General features: G+C 60.3%; 19 protein-coding genes. 1 reads left to right on the top strand and 18 read right to left on the bottom strand.

Translation table 11 applies throughout. The features are described from left to right. Positions 1–15: 15 nt before the first annotated feature. From SOR61_RS08115 to rsmA, 18 genes are all read right to left on the bottom strand, one after another. Complete coding sequence (locus tag SOR61_RS08115; protein ID WP_320612160.1) at positions 16–894, bottom strand: YicC/YloC family endoribonuclease; 879 nt, start codon at positions 892–894, stop codon at positions 16–18. Positions 895–960: 66 nt separating this feature from the next. Continuing rightward, a complete protein-coding gene (locus SOR61_RS08110) occupies positions 961–1560 on the bottom strand; it encodes a J domain-containing protein (RefSeq protein ID WP_320612159.1) in 600 nt (199 codons plus the stop codon). A 54-nt stretch (positions 1561–1614) separates the two neighbouring features. Then, a complete protein-coding gene (locus SOR61_RS08105; protein WP_320612158.1) occupies positions 1615–2469 on the bottom strand; it encodes a DUF5685 family protein in 855 nt (284 codons plus the stop codon). Then, entirely contained in the window at positions 2454–2897 is a 444-nt protein-coding gene (locus SOR61_RS08100; RefSeq protein WP_320612157.1) for a SoxR reducing system RseC family protein, read from the bottom strand. Before SOR61_RS08100 ends, SOR61_RS08105 begins: the two co-directional genes overlap by 16 nt. A gap of 28 nt (positions 2898–2925) precedes the next feature. After that, positions 2926–4164, bottom strand: a complete 1239-nt coding sequence (locus SOR61_RS08095) for a hypothetical protein (RefSeq protein ID WP_320612156.1) — start codon at positions 4162–4164, stop codon at positions 2926–2928. After that, entirely contained in the window at positions 4151–5026 is an 876-nt protein-coding gene (gene cdaA / locus SOR61_RS08090) for a diadenylate cyclase CdaA (RefSeq protein WP_320612155.1), read from the bottom strand. The genes SOR61_RS08095 and cdaA overlap by 14 nt, the downstream gene beginning before the upstream one ends. 174 nt (positions 5027–5200) lie before the next feature. After that, positions 5201–6319: an aminotransferase class V-fold PLP-dependent enzyme gene (locus tag SOR61_RS08085; protein ID WP_320612154.1), complete on the bottom strand. Its 1119-nt coding sequence runs from the start codon at positions 6317–6319 to the stop codon at positions 5201–5203. Continuing rightward, positions 6316–6567, bottom strand: coding sequence for a DUF3343 domain-containing protein (locus SOR61_RS08080; RefSeq protein WP_320612153.1), 252 nt, complete (start codon positions 6565–6567; stop codon positions 6316–6318). Before SOR61_RS08080 ends, SOR61_RS08085 begins: the two co-directional genes overlap by 4 nt. Positions 6568–6725: 158 nt before the next feature. Next, positions 6726–7205, bottom strand: a complete 480-nt coding sequence (gene ispF, locus SOR61_RS08075) for a 2-C-methyl-D-erythritol 2,4-cyclodiphosphate synthase (protein ID WP_320612152.1) — start codon at positions 7203–7205, stop codon at positions 6726–6728. Beyond that, positions 7202–7933, bottom strand: coding sequence for a 2-C-methyl-D-erythritol 4-phosphate cytidylyltransferase (gene ispD / locus SOR61_RS08070; protein WP_320612151.1), 732 nt, complete (start codon positions 7931–7933; stop codon positions 7202–7204). Before ispD ends, ispF begins: the two co-directional genes overlap by 4 nt. Before the next feature lie 60 nt (positions 7934–7993). After that, entirely contained in the window at positions 7994–8473 is a 480-nt protein-coding gene (locus tag SOR61_RS08065; RefSeq protein ID WP_320612150.1) for a CarD family transcriptional regulator, read from the bottom strand. Between the two features lie 228 nt (positions 8474–8701). Then, the gene (locus SOR61_RS08060; RefSeq protein ID WP_320612204.1) at positions 8702–8977 is read right to left on the bottom strand and encodes a zinc-ribbon domain containing protein; all 276 of its coding nucleotides are present in this window, start codon (positions 8975–8977) and stop codon (positions 8702–8704) included. Positions 8978–9031: 54 nt separating this feature from the next. Then, positions 9032–9670 carry a sigma-70 family RNA polymerase sigma factor gene (locus SOR61_RS08055; protein ID WP_320612149.1) on the bottom strand — a complete coding sequence of 213 codons (639 nt, stop codon included), beginning with the start codon at positions 9668–9670 and terminating at the stop codon, positions 9032–9034. Between the two features lie 143 nt (positions 9671–9813). After that, the gene (gene ruvB, locus SOR61_RS08050; protein ID WP_407066526.1) at positions 9814–10812 is read right to left on the bottom strand and encodes a Holliday junction branch migration DNA helicase RuvB; all 999 of its coding nucleotides are present in this window, start codon (positions 10810–10812) and stop codon (positions 9814–9816) included. Positions 10813–10866: 54 nt separating this feature from the next. Continuing rightward, complete coding sequence (ruvA, locus tag SOR61_RS08045) at positions 10867–11466, bottom strand: Holliday junction branch migration protein RuvA (RefSeq protein ID WP_320612147.1); 600 nt, start codon at positions 11464–11466, stop codon at positions 10867–10869. Positions 11467–11481: 15 nt separating this feature from the next. After that, positions 11482–11970 (bottom strand): crossover junction endodeoxyribonuclease RuvC, encoded by a 489-nt coding sequence (gene ruvC / locus SOR61_RS08040; protein ID WP_320612146.1) that lies wholly within the window; start codon positions 11968–11970, stop codon positions 11482–11484. Between the two features lie 153 nt (positions 11971–12123). After that, a complete protein-coding gene (locus SOR61_RS08035) occupies positions 12124–13893 on the bottom strand; it encodes a phosphoenolpyruvate carboxykinase (GTP) (RefSeq protein WP_320612145.1) in 1770 nt (589 codons plus the stop codon). 77 nt (positions 13894–13970) lie between these two features. Further along, positions 13971–14837 (bottom strand): 16S rRNA (adenine(1518)-N(6)/adenine(1519)-N(6))-dimethyltransferase RsmA, encoded by an 867-nt coding sequence (rsmA, locus tag SOR61_RS08030; protein WP_320612144.1) that lies wholly within the window; start codon positions 14835–14837, stop codon positions 13971–13973. A gap of 127 nt (positions 14838–14964) precedes the next feature. On the opposite strand from rsmA, the gene SOR61_RS08025 reads away from it, so the two are divergent. Then, complete coding sequence (locus SOR61_RS08025; protein ID WP_320612143.1) at positions 14965–15705, top strand: N-acetylmuramoyl-L-alanine amidase; 741 nt, start codon at positions 14965–14967, stop codon at positions 15703–15705. The last annotated feature ends 385 nt before the right edge of the window (positions 15706–16090 follow it).

The following is a 16090-nucleotide window of genomic DNA, read 5'->3' as shown; positions in this document are numbered from 1 at the left end:
GACCTGTCCTCCTGTTTACTCTATGTTCTGTACCTGCTCGCGGATCTTTTCGATCTCGCCTTTGAGCTCCACCACCACCCGGGCCAGCTCTACGTCGCTGCACTTGGAACCGATGGTGTTGGCCTCCCGGTTAAACTCCTGAATGAGGAAGTCCAGCTTGCGCCCAATTGCGCCGCCCTCCCGGAGCATCTCCTCCAGCTGGGACAGATGGCTGCGCAGGCGCACGGTCTCCTCGTCCACAGCCACTTTGTCGGCAAAAATCGCCGCTTCCGTGAGGATCCGGCTCTCGTCGATCTGGGTATTGCTCAGAACTTCTTCCATCCGCTGGCGGAGTTTTTCCCGGTACTCCGCCACCGTGGCGGGAGAGCGTTCCTCTACCTGGGTCACCAGTTGGCGGATCCGCTGGGCCTTGCCCAGAATGTCCTCGGCCAGCTTTTCCCCTTCCCGCTGCCGCATGGCGTTGAAATCCTCCAGGGCCTGGGAGAGCACCTGGACAATATCCTGGGCGATCACGTCCGCGTCCCCCTGCTCCTTTTCCACCAGGAACACATCGGGGAAGCGGGAGAGCAGTGAGACAGACAGATCGTCCTTCAGGTCGTACACATCCCGCATCTGCTTGAGGGCTGCGTAGTATCCGTCGGCCACCGGACGGTTCAGCGTCACCGCCACCTGGTCCGCCGCCGAGCTGTCTACGGCGACAAAGACGTCCACCTTGCCCCGGCCCACCTGCTTCTGCACCTGGGACTTGATGGCCTCCTCTGCAAAAACGTACACTCTGGGGATCTTCACCGAACAGTCCAGATACCGGTTGTTCACCGCCCGGAGCTCTACGGTAATGGTGCGGTCATGGAGCTCACACTCGCCCCGGCCATAGCCCGTCATGCTTCGTATCAAGACAACCACCTCGTTTTTTTATATCATCCTGCAGGCGCCTTGGCCCCTGCGCTTAAGGGTATGCGGTCAGGAACAGGAGTTGCACAGACAGTTCAGGCAGCACAGCGTGGTACACAGGTTGGCCATGTCGTCGCTGCCCCGGTAAACCCCGCGGTTGGCCTGCATCCCCATGCTGTTCATGGCCTGCCGGTACTCCATGTTGCCCGGGTCCATGTTGCACGCCGTCCAGAAATTCTGGCGGGCGTCGTCCATCCATCCCCGGCGGTAGGAGATGCTGCCCATGAGATAGTACCACTCCGCCGAGTTGGTCCGGGCGGTGCGCAGCACCCGCTCTGCCTCTGCCAGGTTGTTCTGGGCGATGAGCTGCCGGACCTGGATGAACACCGGGTCCACATACCGGCCGCCGCTCTGGCCGCCGGCGTACCCGCCGCCCGACTGATAGCCGCCGCTCCCGGCAGACTGCTGATAGCCTCCCTGGGTGCGCATCTTCACAATGGCGTCGTAGGCCTCGTTGACCTCTTTCATCTTGGCTTCCGCCAGGTCAGAGAGCGGGTTGTTGGCGTAGTTGTCCGGATGGTACTTCTTCACCAGCTCACGGTAGGCCCGCTTCACTTCATCGTCGCTGGCAGAAGGGCTCACACCCAGCACGGCATAGGGATCATTCATACTTTCGTCTCCTTGTTCTATTCCAGCCCCCAAAACAGGTGGCATGTTCCGTTCTTACTTCTTGCGCGTCTTCCACTGGCCGGTGAAGACCGCCTCTTCTACTGCGGGCAGGCCCGTGCCCAGAATATGGGCCAGCAGGCTCTCCCACTCTCCCCAGTCCAGCAGGGAGAAGGCGGTGTCCGCCAGGCCCAGGGACACATGCATGGTCTCCCGCAGGGCATCCTTGGCCTCTTCGGCCTCCGGCCCATACCGGGCCAGCACCGGGTTGTAGTTGCCGCTCTTCTGGTCCTCCGCCAGGTCGTCCCAGGCGTCTGCCAGGTAGATCCAACGGCCTACATGGTACAAAATCTGCTGGATTCCGCTGCTGCGGGCCGCCGGCTCGGTTGCAATCGCACTGGCCTGAAGGATCCGGGCAAAGGTATCCGCCGGGCGGTCCAGGGAAGCCAGGTTCGCCTTTTCCATCTCGTGCAGCTCTTCCAGACAGGTGCGCACCGTCCTGTCAAATTCAGGACGCAGGGCAGCGGCTTTGCGATAGTGGGCCCGCAGGCCCAGAGAGGCCAGCCGGCTCTTGAGCCACTCCCCGGCTCCGCCGTCCCGCAGGGAGTCCTGCAGCTTCCACCAGGTGAGAATGATGCTCTCATCTGCCGCAGCCGCCAGCCCCGGGTTCTGGGGGCAGCAGGCCTTTTTCTTCCAGGGATGGATGGGACAGGGACAGGTAGGGAAATTTTTTCCCTCCTCCGGTCCGCTGAGCAGGATGGCCAGAAACACAAAGTCATAGTTCAGGATAAGGCGGGCCGTCCAGCCGTAGCGCTGGCCCAGGGCCCGGCACAGGCCGCAGTAAACCCCCTCATACCGTTGGGCGTCCTCTGGGCTCAGCACACTGGTGATCGCTCTTACATACCCGAACATGCCTTCTTGATCTCCACAATGTGGAACGTCAGTCCGTTTTGCTTTTTCATATGGCGGTCCCACGCGATGGCGATGAGGATGCCCACCACAAAGCCCAGGCCGGAAAACAGCATACAGATGCCTTCTCCCCCCAGGGAGAGGCCTGCCGCGATCCCGTAAAACACCAGGGCCAGAACAAGCGGCAAAATGTACACGATAGCGGCGGTCTTGAAAAAGGCGGCGTTTTCGCTGCGCACCTTCACAATATCGCCCTTTCCGGCGGACACGTCGTTGAACGCCAGCACCACGGTGTGGGTGTTGGTCATCATTTTCTCACAGCCGGCACACTCCGAGCAGCTGTGGGCGGCGCCGCAGGCGGTCTCCCGCTCCACAGCGATCTCTGCCATGCCGTCCTCCCGGACGGATTTGACGATTGCAATCTGTTCCATAGTATTCTCCTTATTTGCCTCGTCCGGTCTACTTGGTCAGCCGCAGGGCCACACTGTAGCTGGTCCCCAGGATGCCGACCCCTTCCATACCGCTTTTCAGCGTGACCTTTGCAGGGAAGCGCTGCAAACTTCCGTTCAGCGCAGCCCCGCTCAGGTCCACCTGGACCAGGATCTGATCGGCGGTCAGCTTCTTGACCGCTTCCGCATTGCCCCGCACCCAGACATACAGGGTGTCGCTGACCAGCTCAGGGGTGTAGCCCTGGGGGATATGTTCAAAGCTGATGCCCGTCACAGGGATCTGCCGGGACGCCAGCTTGTCCATGGTGATCTGAACCGTTGCGTAAGAGGGTGTGCCCCATCCCGTCACCCCGTCAGGCAGGGTCAGGGGCATGGAGTAGGAGGTATTGCCCATCACCTGGGCCAGGTCGATCTCTCCCAGAGAGATGCTGGCAGGCAGACCCTCTCCGTCCCCTTCCGCCACCACAGTGATGGCCGAGGGCTGGATGGTGCAGGTCACGTCCTCTCTGGTGGCGCCGCCCCCGTCCTTCAGGTCGACCGTGAGAGGGATGGACACCACTTTCTGCACCGGCACTGTGACTGTGACCTTGTCCTTGTCGCAGGTGATGTGATCCACCTTGGCCGGTTTGTCGTCCGGACCCATGAGGACCACCGGCACCTCTTTGGTCAGGGTATCGCTGATGTCGGTCCCGCCCACCTGGGCCAGGGCGTAGGAGATCCCTGCCAGGCTCTGGGCCGGGCCTTTGATCTCCAGCACCACCGGGTCTGTGGAGGCTCTGTCCGCCATGCAGTTTTCCGCTGCTGTGCCGATAAACTGGCCAAAGACAGAGATCTGCTTGCTCTCCTGCTTCTCCACCGTAACGGTGATCTTCAGGTCGTTCCAGTTGACCACGGAGATGCTCTCTGCGCTCACCGTGGTGGGATACACGGTTTTTGCGCTCAGGGTCCACTCCCCCGGCTGGGAGATGGACTCCACATCCAGAGAGAGGGAAACGTTCTTCCGGTTCAGCTTCATGAGGGTCTTTTTCTTCCCTGTCACTTTAAAGCTGACGGCGTCCTGGCTCATATCGGTGATCATGAGTCCCTTTTCCTGCAGGGTGCTCTCCCCCGCCAGCTCCACCGGGATATCCCGCAGATGGGTGCTCACGGTGGGGTTTTCCACGTTCACCACATACAGCCAGATCCCGATGGCGATGACCACAGCCAGGATGATATTCAGGATTTTGCGGTTTTTGTTATTGATTTTCACCCTTCTCCGACCTCCCTTGACGGAACAGCCCGGGGCCTCGATGGAATCTGCTCGGGGTCTCCTCCTGCCGGGGCAGCAGTTCGTTGCGCAGCACACGGCCCAGAGTCTCCGGGGAGAGGTGGCGGCGCAGGTTGCCGTGGATCACCATGGAAATGGCGCCGGTCTCCTCGGAAACAATGGCCACCACAGCGTCCGACCGCTCACTCATGCCCAGACCGGCCCGGTGACGCATGCCCAGTTCCTTGCTCAGGTTCATGCTCTCAGACATGGGGAGCATACAGGCTGCGGCCACGATCTTTCCCTCTCGCACCACCACCGCACCGTCGTGCAGGGGGGCGTTGGGGAAGAAGATGTTCTTAATAAGTTCGCTGCTCACGGTGGACTGGAAGGCTGTGCCGGACGAAATGATGTTGCTCAGATCCGTGTCCCGCTCGAACACCATCAGAGCGCCCACCCTGTTCTTGGACATCTCCCCGTAGGCCTCCACCGTTTCCTTGATGGTCTCCTCCAGCTCGCTCACCGGGGCCTCGTTACGGAAGAACCGGGAGACGTTGTTGCTGCCGATGCGCTCCAGGAACCGCCGGATCTCCGGCTGGAAGATGATGACGACGGCCAGCAAGCCCAGCTCCACCGCCTTGTTTAGGATATAGTTCATGGCGTTGAGGTTGAACTGATAAGACAACCACAGGGCCACAATAATCAAAAGCAATGCCTTGGCTACCTTGGCGGCATTGGTCCGCTGGAAGATCCCAATGCACTTATAGATGAGGTAGGATAGGATGGCAATGTCGATCAGATCGGAAACTGTGACCAGCCGGAGATACTCCATGGTCGTCACGATATATTGCAGAACAGACGTCACCGCTTCCACCTCCTGACATGGGCTGCTGCGCCAGGGTACACTACGCCAAGTTTTCTATGGTAATTCAAGTTATTATACTGTATTTTATCCTTCTTTACAACCCCGATGGCTCAGGAATTTTCCCGCCCGGCAAAGAGACGAGCGCCCCGGCTGTCCGGAGCGCTCTCCCGCACCCTATACCAGCTGCCGCATGACCCGCAGGAATCGCTCCACCTCCCGCCCCGTATTGAAGGCCGAGAAGCTCACCCGCACCGTCCCGGTCCTTTCCGTCCCTGCCGTCTCGTGGGCCATGGGGGCGCAGTGGAGGCCGGTGCGCACCGCAATGCCCCGCTGCCCCAGCAGTTCCCCCATCTGGCCCGGGTCCCGGTGTCTCACCCGGAAGGACACCACCCCGCTCTGGCTGACCCCCCGCGGGTCCCAGTACACCTGTACCCCGGGCAGGCGGTTGAGCCCTTCCGCAGCCTGGGCCAGCAGCTGCTGCTCGTGGCGGAGCAGCCGGGCGGGGCCTTTCTCCTTCACAAACTGCATCCCGGCCAGCAGGCCCGCTGCCCCTGGGACGTTGTGGGTCCCGGCCTCCAGCCGGTCCGGCAGAAAGTCCGGCATCTCCTGCTGGCGGGATGCGCTCCCCGTGCCCCCCAACAGGACCGGGTCGCCGGAACTCTGGCACAGCAGCAGTCCGCTGCCCTGGGGCCCGTACAGTCCTTTATGCCCGGGCATGGCCGCAAAGGCCGCCCCCCAGTCCCTCATCCGCACCGGCAGCACCCCCGCCGACCGGGAGGCATCCACCAGCAGCGGGACCTCCCACCGGCGGCACAGGGCCGCGATCTCATCCACGGGAAGGATATACCCAAACACGTTAGACACATGGGTGCAGATCATCACATCGGTCTCCGATGCCAGACGCCGCTCCAGCTCCTCCAGAAACAGGTCCGGTCGGAACAACGGGGAGCGCATCACCCGTACCCGCACCCCGGGAATGGAATACAAAGGCCGCGTTACCGCGTTGTGCTCGTACCCAGACAGAAGCACACGGCTCCCTGGTTTCACCAGGCTCCGCACCGCAATATTCAGACCATGGGTGGCGTTAAAGGTCAAAACCACCCGCTCCGGCTCCTCCACCTGAAAGAGGTCTCCGGCACATTCCCGGCAGGCCAGCAGGGTCTGAGAAGCCCGGGCCGCCGGGCCGTACTCCCCCCGCCCCGGGCTGGTCATCCGGGCCAGGGCAGCTGTGACCGCCCGTCCCACAGCTGCCGGTTTCTGGAAGGTGGTGGCGGCACTGTCAAAGTAGATCACGCCTCCACCTCCTGGTATCCATACCCGGGCGATCCCACATAGACCCCCAGATAAGGGATGCGCATCCGGTTGAGCACCGTCAGGGCCCGGGACAAATGCTGCGACGAGATCTTAACCGAGTAGCTGCACCCTGTGGGAGAGATCTCCGCCGGGGAGCGGAGCAGCCGGGCGGAGATCCCCGCCCGCTCCAGGGCATTGGCCACCCGCTGCCCATAGGTCAGGGACCGGCACATAATCAGATATCCCATACAATCCTCCATCCTCTGCTGCACACAAGTTGATCTTCCTGTGGTCAGGAAGGGAAGTCCGGTCTGCAAGCACAGACCGGAACCGGAGGGAGATCGCCCAAACAGCAAAATCCCCTCCCGCACTCAGTGTATGCACGGGAGGGAACAGTGTGTCGAATTTATAGAGGCAGGGCTTCCAAAAGGACCACTGCGTGGGCAGCCATCCCCTGCTCGGTGCCGGTGAATCCCAACCCTTCCTCTGTGGTGGCCTTTACACTCACGGCGGTCACGGAGATCCCCATCACCCGGGAGTAGTTCTGCCGCATCTGAGGGATATGATCTTTCAGCTTGGGGCGCTGGGCCAGGATGGTCATGTCTGCGTTCTCTACCCGCCAGCCTGCCTGCCCCAGCAGCTCCATGACCTTCCCCAGGAGCGCCATGCTGGACGCTCCGGCGTAGGCCGGGTCCCGGTCCGGGAAATGCTGGCCAATGTCCCCCAGGGCCGCCGCCCCCAACAGGGCGTCCATCAGCGCATGGGTGACTACGTCTGCGTCCGAGTGGCCCAGCAGGCCCAGGTGGTGCGGGATCTCCACGCCCCCTAAAATCAGCTTCCGTCCTGCCACCAGCTGGTGGACGTCGTATCCGTGTCCGATTCTCATAATCCCATCCTTTCCGCCAAAATGGCTTCCCCGTGGAGCAGGTCCGCCGGGGTGGTCACCTTAATGTTTTCTTCGCTGCCCTCCACCAGGCGCACCGGGAACCCCAACCGCTCTACTGCACCGCAGTCATCGGTGAGAAGGACACCATCCTCCTCGGCCTTGGCCAGGGCGCCCTGGATGAGCGGCAGGGCAAACACCTGGGGGGTCTGCACCGCAAAGAGCGCACGCCGGTCGGGGGTCTCCTGCACCACGCCGTCCACTGCCCGCTTGATGGTATCCTTCACCGGGATCGCAGGGGCCGCTGCGCTATGGGCCCGGGCGGACTGCACCGTTCGGGCGATCACCTCTCCGGTAACAAAGGGGCGGGCGCCGTCGTGGATGGCCACAAACTCTGTCTGGGGCGACACCTCCCTCAACCCTGCCATCACCGACTGGGTCCGGTCAGCGCCCCCCTTCACCACCCGGCAGACCTTGTGGATGCCATGCTGGCTGCAAAGGGTCCCCATGGGGACCATCAGGTCCTCTCGGGTCACCAGCACGATCTCGTCGATCTCCTCCGCCTGCTGAAAGGCCCGCAGAGTGTGCAGCACCACCGGTTCGCCCCCTATGGGCGTGAACATCTTGTCGATCCCCCCCATGCGGGTGGAGCTCCCCGCCGCCACGATGACCGCAGTGCAGAGGCTGGCAGGGGGCTGTTTCCGTGAAAAAAGAGTTCGCAGCAGTTTCATGGATGGTTCCTCCTTTGAGCGAAAAAAGGAGCCCTCCGGCTCCTTTTTCTCTTCTTGTATTTATGACTGGAGCGCCTCGTTGATGCGGGACTCCGCCTCTTGATAGCTGATGGACTGGGCCATGCCGATCTCGGAAATCAAGATCTGCTTGGCCGAGTGGAGCATTTTCCGCTCCCCGGTGGAAAGTCCCCGGCGGCCGTCCCGGAGCATGAGCCCCTTGACCACCTTGGCCACCTCCAGGAGATCTCCGCTTTTGAGCCGCAGCATATTCTCCCGGTAGCGATGGTTCCAGTTGGTCTCCATCTCCACCTGGATCCCAGAGATCTGACCCAGGACCCTCTCTGCCTCGTCGCCGCTGAGGACCGAGCGCACGCCGATCTCATCGCAGTGGTCGGTGGGGATCATCACCAACATACCGCCAATGGGCAGCTTGAGACTGTAATAGTCCCGGACGACGCCGTTTACTCTCCGTTTCACAATCTCGTCCACTACGCCAGCGCCGTGCATAGGATGGACGATTTTATCTCCAATCCGGAACATCCAGCCACCTCCTGAGCGGTATCTATGTACTTCGGTTTCTTCCTCTCCTCTGTGCCTCTACTTACTTTATTGTTTTAATTGTACCCGTTTTTCTCCTCTTTTGCAAGATTTTTTTGTCTTTGTTTTGATTTTTCCGCAGCTGGCCTGTGATTTTCCCCTTTTCCGAAAAAAAAGAAACGGTGTCAGAGATCTGACACCGTTTCCTGGTTTTCTGGATGGTTTACGCCATTAAGCCTCTCTCATCCGTGCGAAGCACTCGCTGCAGTACACAGGACGATCGGACTTGGGCTCGAAAGGCACTCTTGCCTCGCCGCCGCAGGAAGCACACACAGCAGTGAAGTACTCACGGGGACCGCGGGAAGCAGCCTTGCGCGCGTCGCGGCAGGCCTTGCAGCGCTGGGGCTCGTTCTGGAAGCCTCTCTCAGCGTAGAACTCCTGCTCACCGGCGGAGAACACGAACTCGTTCCCACACTCTTTGCATACTAAAGTCTTGTCTTCGTACATGGTATAACCCTCTCTTCTCTTTGTCACCCAATGGGCTGAATAAAAAATATACGATCAGCTTTCGCTGTACTCGCCGCGGGATAAGTGCCGTGCGATCTTCCGTCGAATCCGCTGCACGGCGTTGTCTACCGATTTTGTGGACCGTTGTACCTCTTCAGCAATCTCGGAATAGGACAATCCGTTGAGATACAGCGCCAGGACTTGGGCCTCCAGGCCGGTCAGCTGACGCTGGATCGCCTCTTCCAAAGCGCTGAGCGTTTCCTCATGGATCACAACATCTTCGGGGTTGCCCTGCCGGCGGTACGCTGTGCCAAGGGACGCAACATCCTGGTTCGCAGAAAAGAGGGATGGTTCAAGGGAAACGTAATTGTTCAGGGGACAGTGCTTTCCGCCGGCGGCGGCCCGCACGGCAGAGATGATCCGGCGGCGGACGCACAGGGCGGCAAAGGTGGGAAACTGTGCCTTTCGGTCCGGCCGAAACTCCCGGATCGCCAGGAGCAGCCCCATCATCCCTTCCTGGATGAGGTCTTCGCTGTCTCCCCCGGCCAGGAAGAAGGGGCGGGCGCACGCCCGCACCAGGCGGGTGTATCGCAGAACAAGGGTTTCCTCTGCGGCGCGGTCGCCGGCAGCGGCCTGCGCACACAGTGTTTCATCAGTAATACTGTTTTCATTTTGACGGTCAGTATTCATCATAAGTTTAAGGTTATTATAGTTTATTTCCCTTCGGAAGTCAAGGGAATCATCATCTTTGTGATAATCGGTTCATATTCTTCACAATTTTTGTGCACTTTCATCAGTCTATCTGCAATCAAACCTGCATTTTCAACAGACCGTCCTCACAGCTTCAGCTGTTCCTGCCCAAAGAAGGCGATCCCCAAATGTTCATAGGCCAGCCGGGTGACGCATCGGCCCCGAGGGGTCCGGGTAAGGAAGCCCATCTGCATCAAATAGGGCTCGTACACGTCCTCCAGGGTCACAGCTTCCTCCCCTACAGTAGCCGCCAGGGTCTCCAGACCCACCGGGCCGCCGCCGTAGTGCTCGATGATGCTCCGCAGCATCCGCCGGTCTACAGAGTCCAGCCCCAGCTGGTCCACCTCCAGGGCCGTCAGCGCCTGGTCTGCCACGTTCCGGGTGATGACGCCCCCGGCCCGCACCTGGGCAAAGTCCCGCACCCGGCGCAGCAGCCGGTTGGCGATACGGGGGGTCCCCCGGGCACGCCGGGCGATCTCCGCTGCCCCGCCCTCCTCAATGGGCACCTGTAAGATCCCGGCGCTGCGGGTGACGATCTCCCCCAACTCCTCCGGGCTGTACAGTTCCAGCCGCAGGATCACGCCGAACCGGTCCCGCAGGGGTGCCGACAACTGCCCCGAACGGGTGGTGGCCCCGATGAGGGTGAACCGGGGCAGATCCAGCCGAATCGAGTTGGCGGAAGGCCCCTTCCCAATGATAATATCAATGGCAAAGTCCTCCATGGCCGGATACAAGATCTCCTCCACCGACCGGTTCAGCCGGTGGATCTCGTCGATAAACAGAATGTCGTTCTCGTTCAGATTGGTGAGCAGAGCCGCCAGGTCCCCCGGCTTCTCAATGGCCGGACCGGACGTAATGCGAATGTTGACCCCCATCTCGTTGGCAATGATGCCCGACAGCGTGGTCTTGCCCAGACCCGGGGGGCCGTGGAGCAGCACATGGTCCAGCGGCTCCTGGCGCATTTTGGCCGCATCAATGAACACGGACAGGTTTTCCTTGGCTTTCTTCTGCCCGATATACTCCGAGAGCCGCTTGGGACGCAGGGACCCCTCCCGGTCCTCTTCTCCGGGCAGAGAGGTGGTCATCAGCAACCCCTGGTTCTCCTCCTGAGAAAACTCAATACTCACGGCGCTCCCTCCTTACTTTACCATCTTCCGCAGCGCCTGCCGCACCACATCCTCCAGGGACAGGGCGGCGATGTCGATCCCCTTTAAAGCCGCGGCGATCTCGCCCGGCTGGTAGCCCAGCACCGCCAGGGCGGCGGTGGCCTCCGAGGTCTTGTCCTGAGGGATCACGGTCACGCCGCTGCCCCCGTAGGCCTCCCCGGCGGGGAGCTGGCCCTTGGCCAGCTTGTCCTTCAGCTCCAGGATCACCCGCTGGGCGATCTTCTTCCCGATGCCCGGGGCCACGGTCAGTGCCTTCTCATCCCCGGTAATGATGGACGAGGCCAGCCCCTCCGGAGTGGTGGCAGAAAGGATGGACAGGGCCGCCTTGGGGCCCACCCCTGACACCCCAATGAGCATCTGGAAGCAATTCTTTTCCTTCTCCGTGGAAAACCCATAGAGTTCCATGGCGTCTTCCCGCACATTTAAATAGGTATAGAGTTTGGCCTTCTCCCCCGTTTGCAGGGAGGAAAGGGTATAACTGGTGGTCCGGCAGGCGTACCCCACGCCGCCGCAGTCCACCACCGCCAGATTGGGGGCCAGGTGGGCCACCACACCGTTTACATAATAAAACATTGCTGCTCCTTCCTCTCACTGCCCGTATAGCCGGGAGGTCCGGGACCGGGCGTGGCACAGGGCGATGGCCACTGCATCTGCGGCGTCGTCCGGCTTGGGGACCGCCCCCAGGTTTAAAATGCGCCTGGTCATATCCATCACCTGGCGTTTCTCCGCCTTGCCGTATCCCACCACCGCCTGCTTTACCTGGGAGGGGGTGTATTCAAAAATGGCCACCCCCAGCTTGGCGGCCGCCGCCAGAATGACCCCCCGGGCCTGGGCCACGCCGATGCCCGTGGTCACGTTGGTGTTGAAAAACAACTCTTCAATGGCCATTACATCGGGGGAAAAGGTGCGGATGAGGGTCTCCATATCCTCCTGGATCTGCAGCAGGCGCTGGGGCATGGCCACCCCCGCCGGTGTGTTGATCGCGCCGCAGGAAAGGAGCTTTGCCTGTCCCCGGCCAGCCTCCAACAGGCCAAACCCTACAATGGCATATCCAGGGTCGATCCCAAGGATCCGCATCGCTCTCCCTCCCCACACACTGAAATCGAACTATTGTATCATAAAATCCTGCGATCCTGCAAGGGCTTCCTCTTCTTTCCCTCTCTGGATCCCGGTATAAAACATTGCCGGCTGGACCCTTGTCCAGCCGGCAATGGATAGCAGCAATAAAACTTAATCTTTCAGGCGGTTTTCCAGCGCGTCCAGCTCTTCTGCCAGGGTATGGGGCAGCTTGTCGCCAAACTGGGCATAGAAGGTGCGGACACCTGCCACTTCCTCCCGCCACAGGTCACGATCCACAGACAGCAGGCCAGCCAGGGTCTCGCGGGATACGTCCACGCCATCCAGGTTGATGTCCTCCGCCTTGGGCAGGCAGCCGATCTCGGTCTCCCGGGCATCCACCTCGTCAAAGCAGCGCTTCAGGATCCACTCCAGCACCCGCATGTTCTCGCCGAACCCGGGCCAGATGAACTCCCCGTTTTCGTCGGTGCGGAACCAGTTGACGTTGAAGATCTTGGGCAGGTTGGAAACGGACGCTTCCATGTCCAGCCAGTGCTGCCAGTAATCGCCCATGTGATAGCCGCAGAACGGCAGCATGGCCATGGGGTCACGGCGGGTCTCACCCACCTGTCCCTCTGCGGCAGCGGTCTTTTCCGACGCCATAATGGAGCCGACGAACACGCCGTGCTTCCAGTCACGGGACTGGTAAACCAGGGGTGCGGTCTTGGCCCGGCGGCCGCCGAAGATCACAGCAGAAATGGGCACGCCGTCCGGATTGTTGAACTCCGGAGAGATGCAGGGGCAGTTCTCCGCAGGCGCGGTGAAGCGGGAGTTGGGATGGGCGGCAGGACCCTGGGCAGTCTCAGGACTCCAGGGATTGCCCATCCAGTCCAGGGCGTTATGGGGGGGATTCTTGTCCAGCTTTTCCCACCAGACGGTGTTGTCGTCCAGGTTCAGGGCCACGTTGGTGAAGATGGTGCCCTTCTGGGTGGTAGCCAGAGCGTTGGGGTTGGAGCTTGCGTTGGTGCCGGGGGCCACGCCGAAGAAGCCCTTCTCCGGATTCACTGCCCACAGGCGGCCGTCCTTGCCAACCCGGAGCCAGGCGATGTCATCGCCCACGCACCAGCACTTCCAGCCGTTCTTCTGGTATCCCTCGGGGGGGATGATCATGGCCAGGTTGGTCTTGCCGCAGGCAGAGGGGAAGGCGCCGGTCACATAGCGCACCTCACCCTTGGGATTCTGGATGCCAAGGATGAGCATGTGCTCTGCCAGCCAGCCCTCCTGGCGGCCCAGGTTGGAGGCGATACGCAGAGCGAAGCACTTCTTGCCCTGGAGCACGTTGCCGCCGTAACCGGAGTTCACGGAAACGATGGCGTTTTCCTCCGGGAACTGCACGATGTAGCGCTTCTCGGGGTCCAGGTCGGCCTTGGCGTGGAGGCCCTTGATAAAGTCGTCGGAGTCACCCAGGGCAGCAAAGATATCCTTGGTGACCCGGGTCATGATGGCCATATTCAAAACAACGTAGATCGAGTCGGTGAGTTCCAGGCCATACTTGGCGAAGGGGGAGCCCACCACACCCATGCAGTAAGGAATGATGTACATGGTACGGCCCTTCATGGCGCTGTCACAGATCTCGTTCAGCTTGGCGCGCATGTCGGCCGGAGCCATCCAGTTGTTGGTGGGGCCGGCATCCTCCTGCTTCTCGCAGCAGATAAAGGTGCGGCTCTCTACCCGGGCTACGTCCCGGGGATCGGACCGGTGCAGATAGCAGCCGGGCAGTTTGTCCTGATTCAGCTCATGGATCTCTCCGGTCTGGCAGGCTTCCTGACGGAGCGCTTCCAGCTGCTCCTCGCTGCCGTCGATCCAGATGACCTTGTCCGGTTTTGTGAGGTTGATCTGCTGGTCAATCCATTCCAGCACGGCTTTATTATTTGTGAATTCCATAATGATATGCCCTCCTTAGAGCCTCCCTCAATACCTATATTATATTCCTTTGCAACTTTTAATGCAAGGCACATCTGTCATCTTCCTTGGATTTCCCCTAATTTCCGGGATAATTGGGCAAATTCCGCAAAACTCAGCCGTTCTCCACGAATACTCTCCGTCAAATCGCAGGAGCGAATCACTTCCCTCAGACGCTCCTTCTCCACGGTCTTCCCCATCATTGTGGACAAACCGTTGAGAAGTGTCTTTCTCCGCTGGCCAAAGGCCGCCCGGACCACCCGGAAAAACAGATCCTTGTCAGGTACGAAAGCAGGAGGCTCCCGCCGCACTTGCATCCGTATCACAGAAGAGGTCACCTTCGGCGCAGGATAGAAACAGGAAGGGGGCACGTCATACAGCAGTTCACTGTCTGCGTAGTACTGACAGAGCACGGTGAACGCCCCGTACTCCCCGGTGCCCGGGGCAGCGCAGATCCGCTGGGCCACCTCCCGCTGGATCATCACCGTAATACTTTCAAAGCATTCCGCCTCCAGCAGGGCGGTGATCACCGGCGTAGTGATGTTATACGGCAGATTGGCGCAGACCACCACCGGCATCCCGGGAAATTTTTCCCGGCACAGGGCACCGATATCCACCTTCATAATATCTCCGGGGACGATCTCTACGTTGTCGTACGCTCCCATGGTCTCCGCCAGCACCGGCAGCAGGCTCCGGTCCAGCTCCACCGACACTACCTTCTCCCCCAGCGACGCCAGCTGCGCCGTCAGGGGTCCAATGCCGGGGCCGATCTCCAGCACGCCGACGCCCTTTGCTGCGCCGGAGGCCTCCGCTGTCTGCCGGGGCACCCAGGGTGCGATCAAAAAGTTCTGCCCCATACTCTTGGAAAAGCGAAACCCGTGGCGGTCCAATAGGGCCTTGATCTCCTTCACGTTACATAAATCCAAGCGGTCCAACCCCTTCTTCCTTGGTTTGTTTCATCATAGCATAGCCCCCTCCGGATTGCAACGGCTACCTCCCCCTGGCCACACATCCCGCCCCTCCGGCATACACTGGAGCAAAGGAGGGATCATTTTGCCCATCATTTATCTTTCTCCATCCACCCAGGAATACAACAAATACGTCAACGTAGGCACCGAAGAGGAGTGGATGAACCGTCTGGCAGATGCCATGGAGCCTCTGCTCTTTGCTTCTGGCATTCGCTACAGCCGCAACACCCCTGATATGACCGCCGCCTCCTCCATTGCGGCCTCCAACCAGGGGACCTATGACCTCCACCTGGCTCTTCACTCCAACGCCGCAGGCCCCGGCCAGGAGGGGACCAAGCGAGGCATCATTGCCTTTTATTTTCCCGGAAGCACCCAGGGATTTGTGGCCGCGCAGAATCTGGCAGACGGATTAAAAGCCATCTACCCTCTGCCCAACCAGGTCCGCACCGAGGGGACCAAGGCCCTGGGAGAGATCCGACGGGTACGGGCGGTGGCCGTTCTGCTGGAACTGGGCTTCCACGATAACGCCCAGGACGCCCAGTGGATCATCACCCACATCGACGAAATGGCCCGGAGCATCGTCCTGTCTCTCACGGAGTACTTTGTGATCCCCTTCTTCGACGCCGCCACCCCCACCCCGGCGCAGGTCCAGGCAGAGAGCGGCGCCCTGGCGGTCTATCCCCGTCCCAGCACCTTTTCTGCCCCTATCGCCAAGCTCTACGACGGGGCCCAGGTCACCATCCTGAACCGTTACGAGGACTGGTATCTCGTTCAATTTGGCGACGTGGTTGGGTACGCTGCCGCCGCTTTCATCGCCCCCATCTGATTTTTCTGTCGTTCATAAATTGTTCATTTAATGTTTGTAAATTGTCCACTTCTTCCCTCTTCCCATATGGTATCCTGTAAGCGTAATAAGAAGTCAATCAACATTACCTCTCTTTTCTCTCTCTTCCTAAATACAATACCAAAAACCCGGACACTTCGGTGTCCGGGTTTTTGCATGGAAGGGGGGCTGCCCAAGACAGGGCAGCCCCTCTTTCATCTCACAGAGAAAAAAGCGCCGGGGCGATTTGAACTGAACCAGTAAAAACGGACAATAGACAAAACGCCCCCTGATGTAGGAAAATGGAAGTACTACATCAGGGGGTATTATTATGGCGAGAAAATATGAAAAAGTAAAGGTACTTCTTCCTGTTGTCCAGCAACTGCAA

Source organism: Evtepia sp. (assembly GCF_034090835.1).
Lineage (GTDB): Bacteria > Bacillota > Clostridia > Oscillospirales > Oscillospiraceae > Evtepia.
This window is presented reverse-complemented; position numbering and strand designations above follow the sequence as displayed.

Excerpts from the sequence above, each read along its gene's own strand:
- SOR61_RS08110 (WP_320612159.1), bottom strand. The coding sequence starts at position 1,560 with ATGAATGATCCCTATGCCGTGCTGGGTGTGAGCCCTTCTGCCAGCGAC.
- SOR61_RS08105 (WP_320612158.1), bottom strand. The coding sequence starts at position 2,469 with ATGTTCGGGTATGTAAGAGCGATCACCAGTGTGCTGAGCCCAGAGGAC.
- SOR61_RS08100 (WP_320612157.1), bottom strand. The coding sequence starts at position 2,897 with ATGGAACAGATTGCAATCGTCAAATCCGTCCGGGAGGACGGCATGGCA.
- SOR61_RS08080 (WP_320612153.1), bottom strand. The coding sequence starts at position 6,567 with ATGGGATATCTGATTATGTGCCGGTCCCTGACCTATGGGCAGCGGGTG.
- ispF (WP_320612152.1), bottom strand. The coding sequence starts at position 7,205 with ATGAGAATCGGACACGGATACGACGTCCACCAGCTGGTGGCAGGACGG.
- ispD (WP_320612151.1), bottom strand. The coding sequence starts at position 7,933 with ATGAAACTGCTGCGAACTCTTTTTTCACGGAAACAGCCCCCTGCCAGC.
- SOR61_RS08065 (WP_320612150.1), bottom strand. The coding sequence starts at position 8,473 with ATGTTCCGGATTGGAGATAAAATCGTCCATCCTATGCACGGCGCTGGC.
- SOR61_RS08060 (WP_320612204.1), bottom strand. The coding sequence starts at position 8,977 with ATGTACGAAGACAAGACTTTAGTATGCAAAGAGTGTGGGAACGAGTTC.
- SOR61_RS08055 (WP_320612149.1), bottom strand. The coding sequence starts at position 9,670 with ATGATGAATACTGACCGTCAAAATGAAAACAGTATTACTGATGAAACA.
- ruvB (WP_407066526.1), bottom strand. The coding sequence starts at position 10,812 with ATGACCACCTCTCTGCCCGGAGAAGAGGACCGGGAGGGGTCCCTGCGT.
- ruvA (WP_320612147.1), bottom strand. The coding sequence starts at position 11,466 with ATGTTTTATTATGTAAACGGTGTGGTGGCCCACCTGGCCCCCAATCTG.
- ruvC (WP_320612146.1), bottom strand. The coding sequence starts at position 11,970 with ATGCGGATCCTTGGGATCGACCCTGGATATGCCATTGTAGGGTTTGGC.
- SOR61_RS08035 (WP_320612145.1), bottom strand. The coding sequence starts at position 13,893 with ATGGAATTCACAAATAATAAAGCCGTGCTGGAATGGATTGACCAGCAG.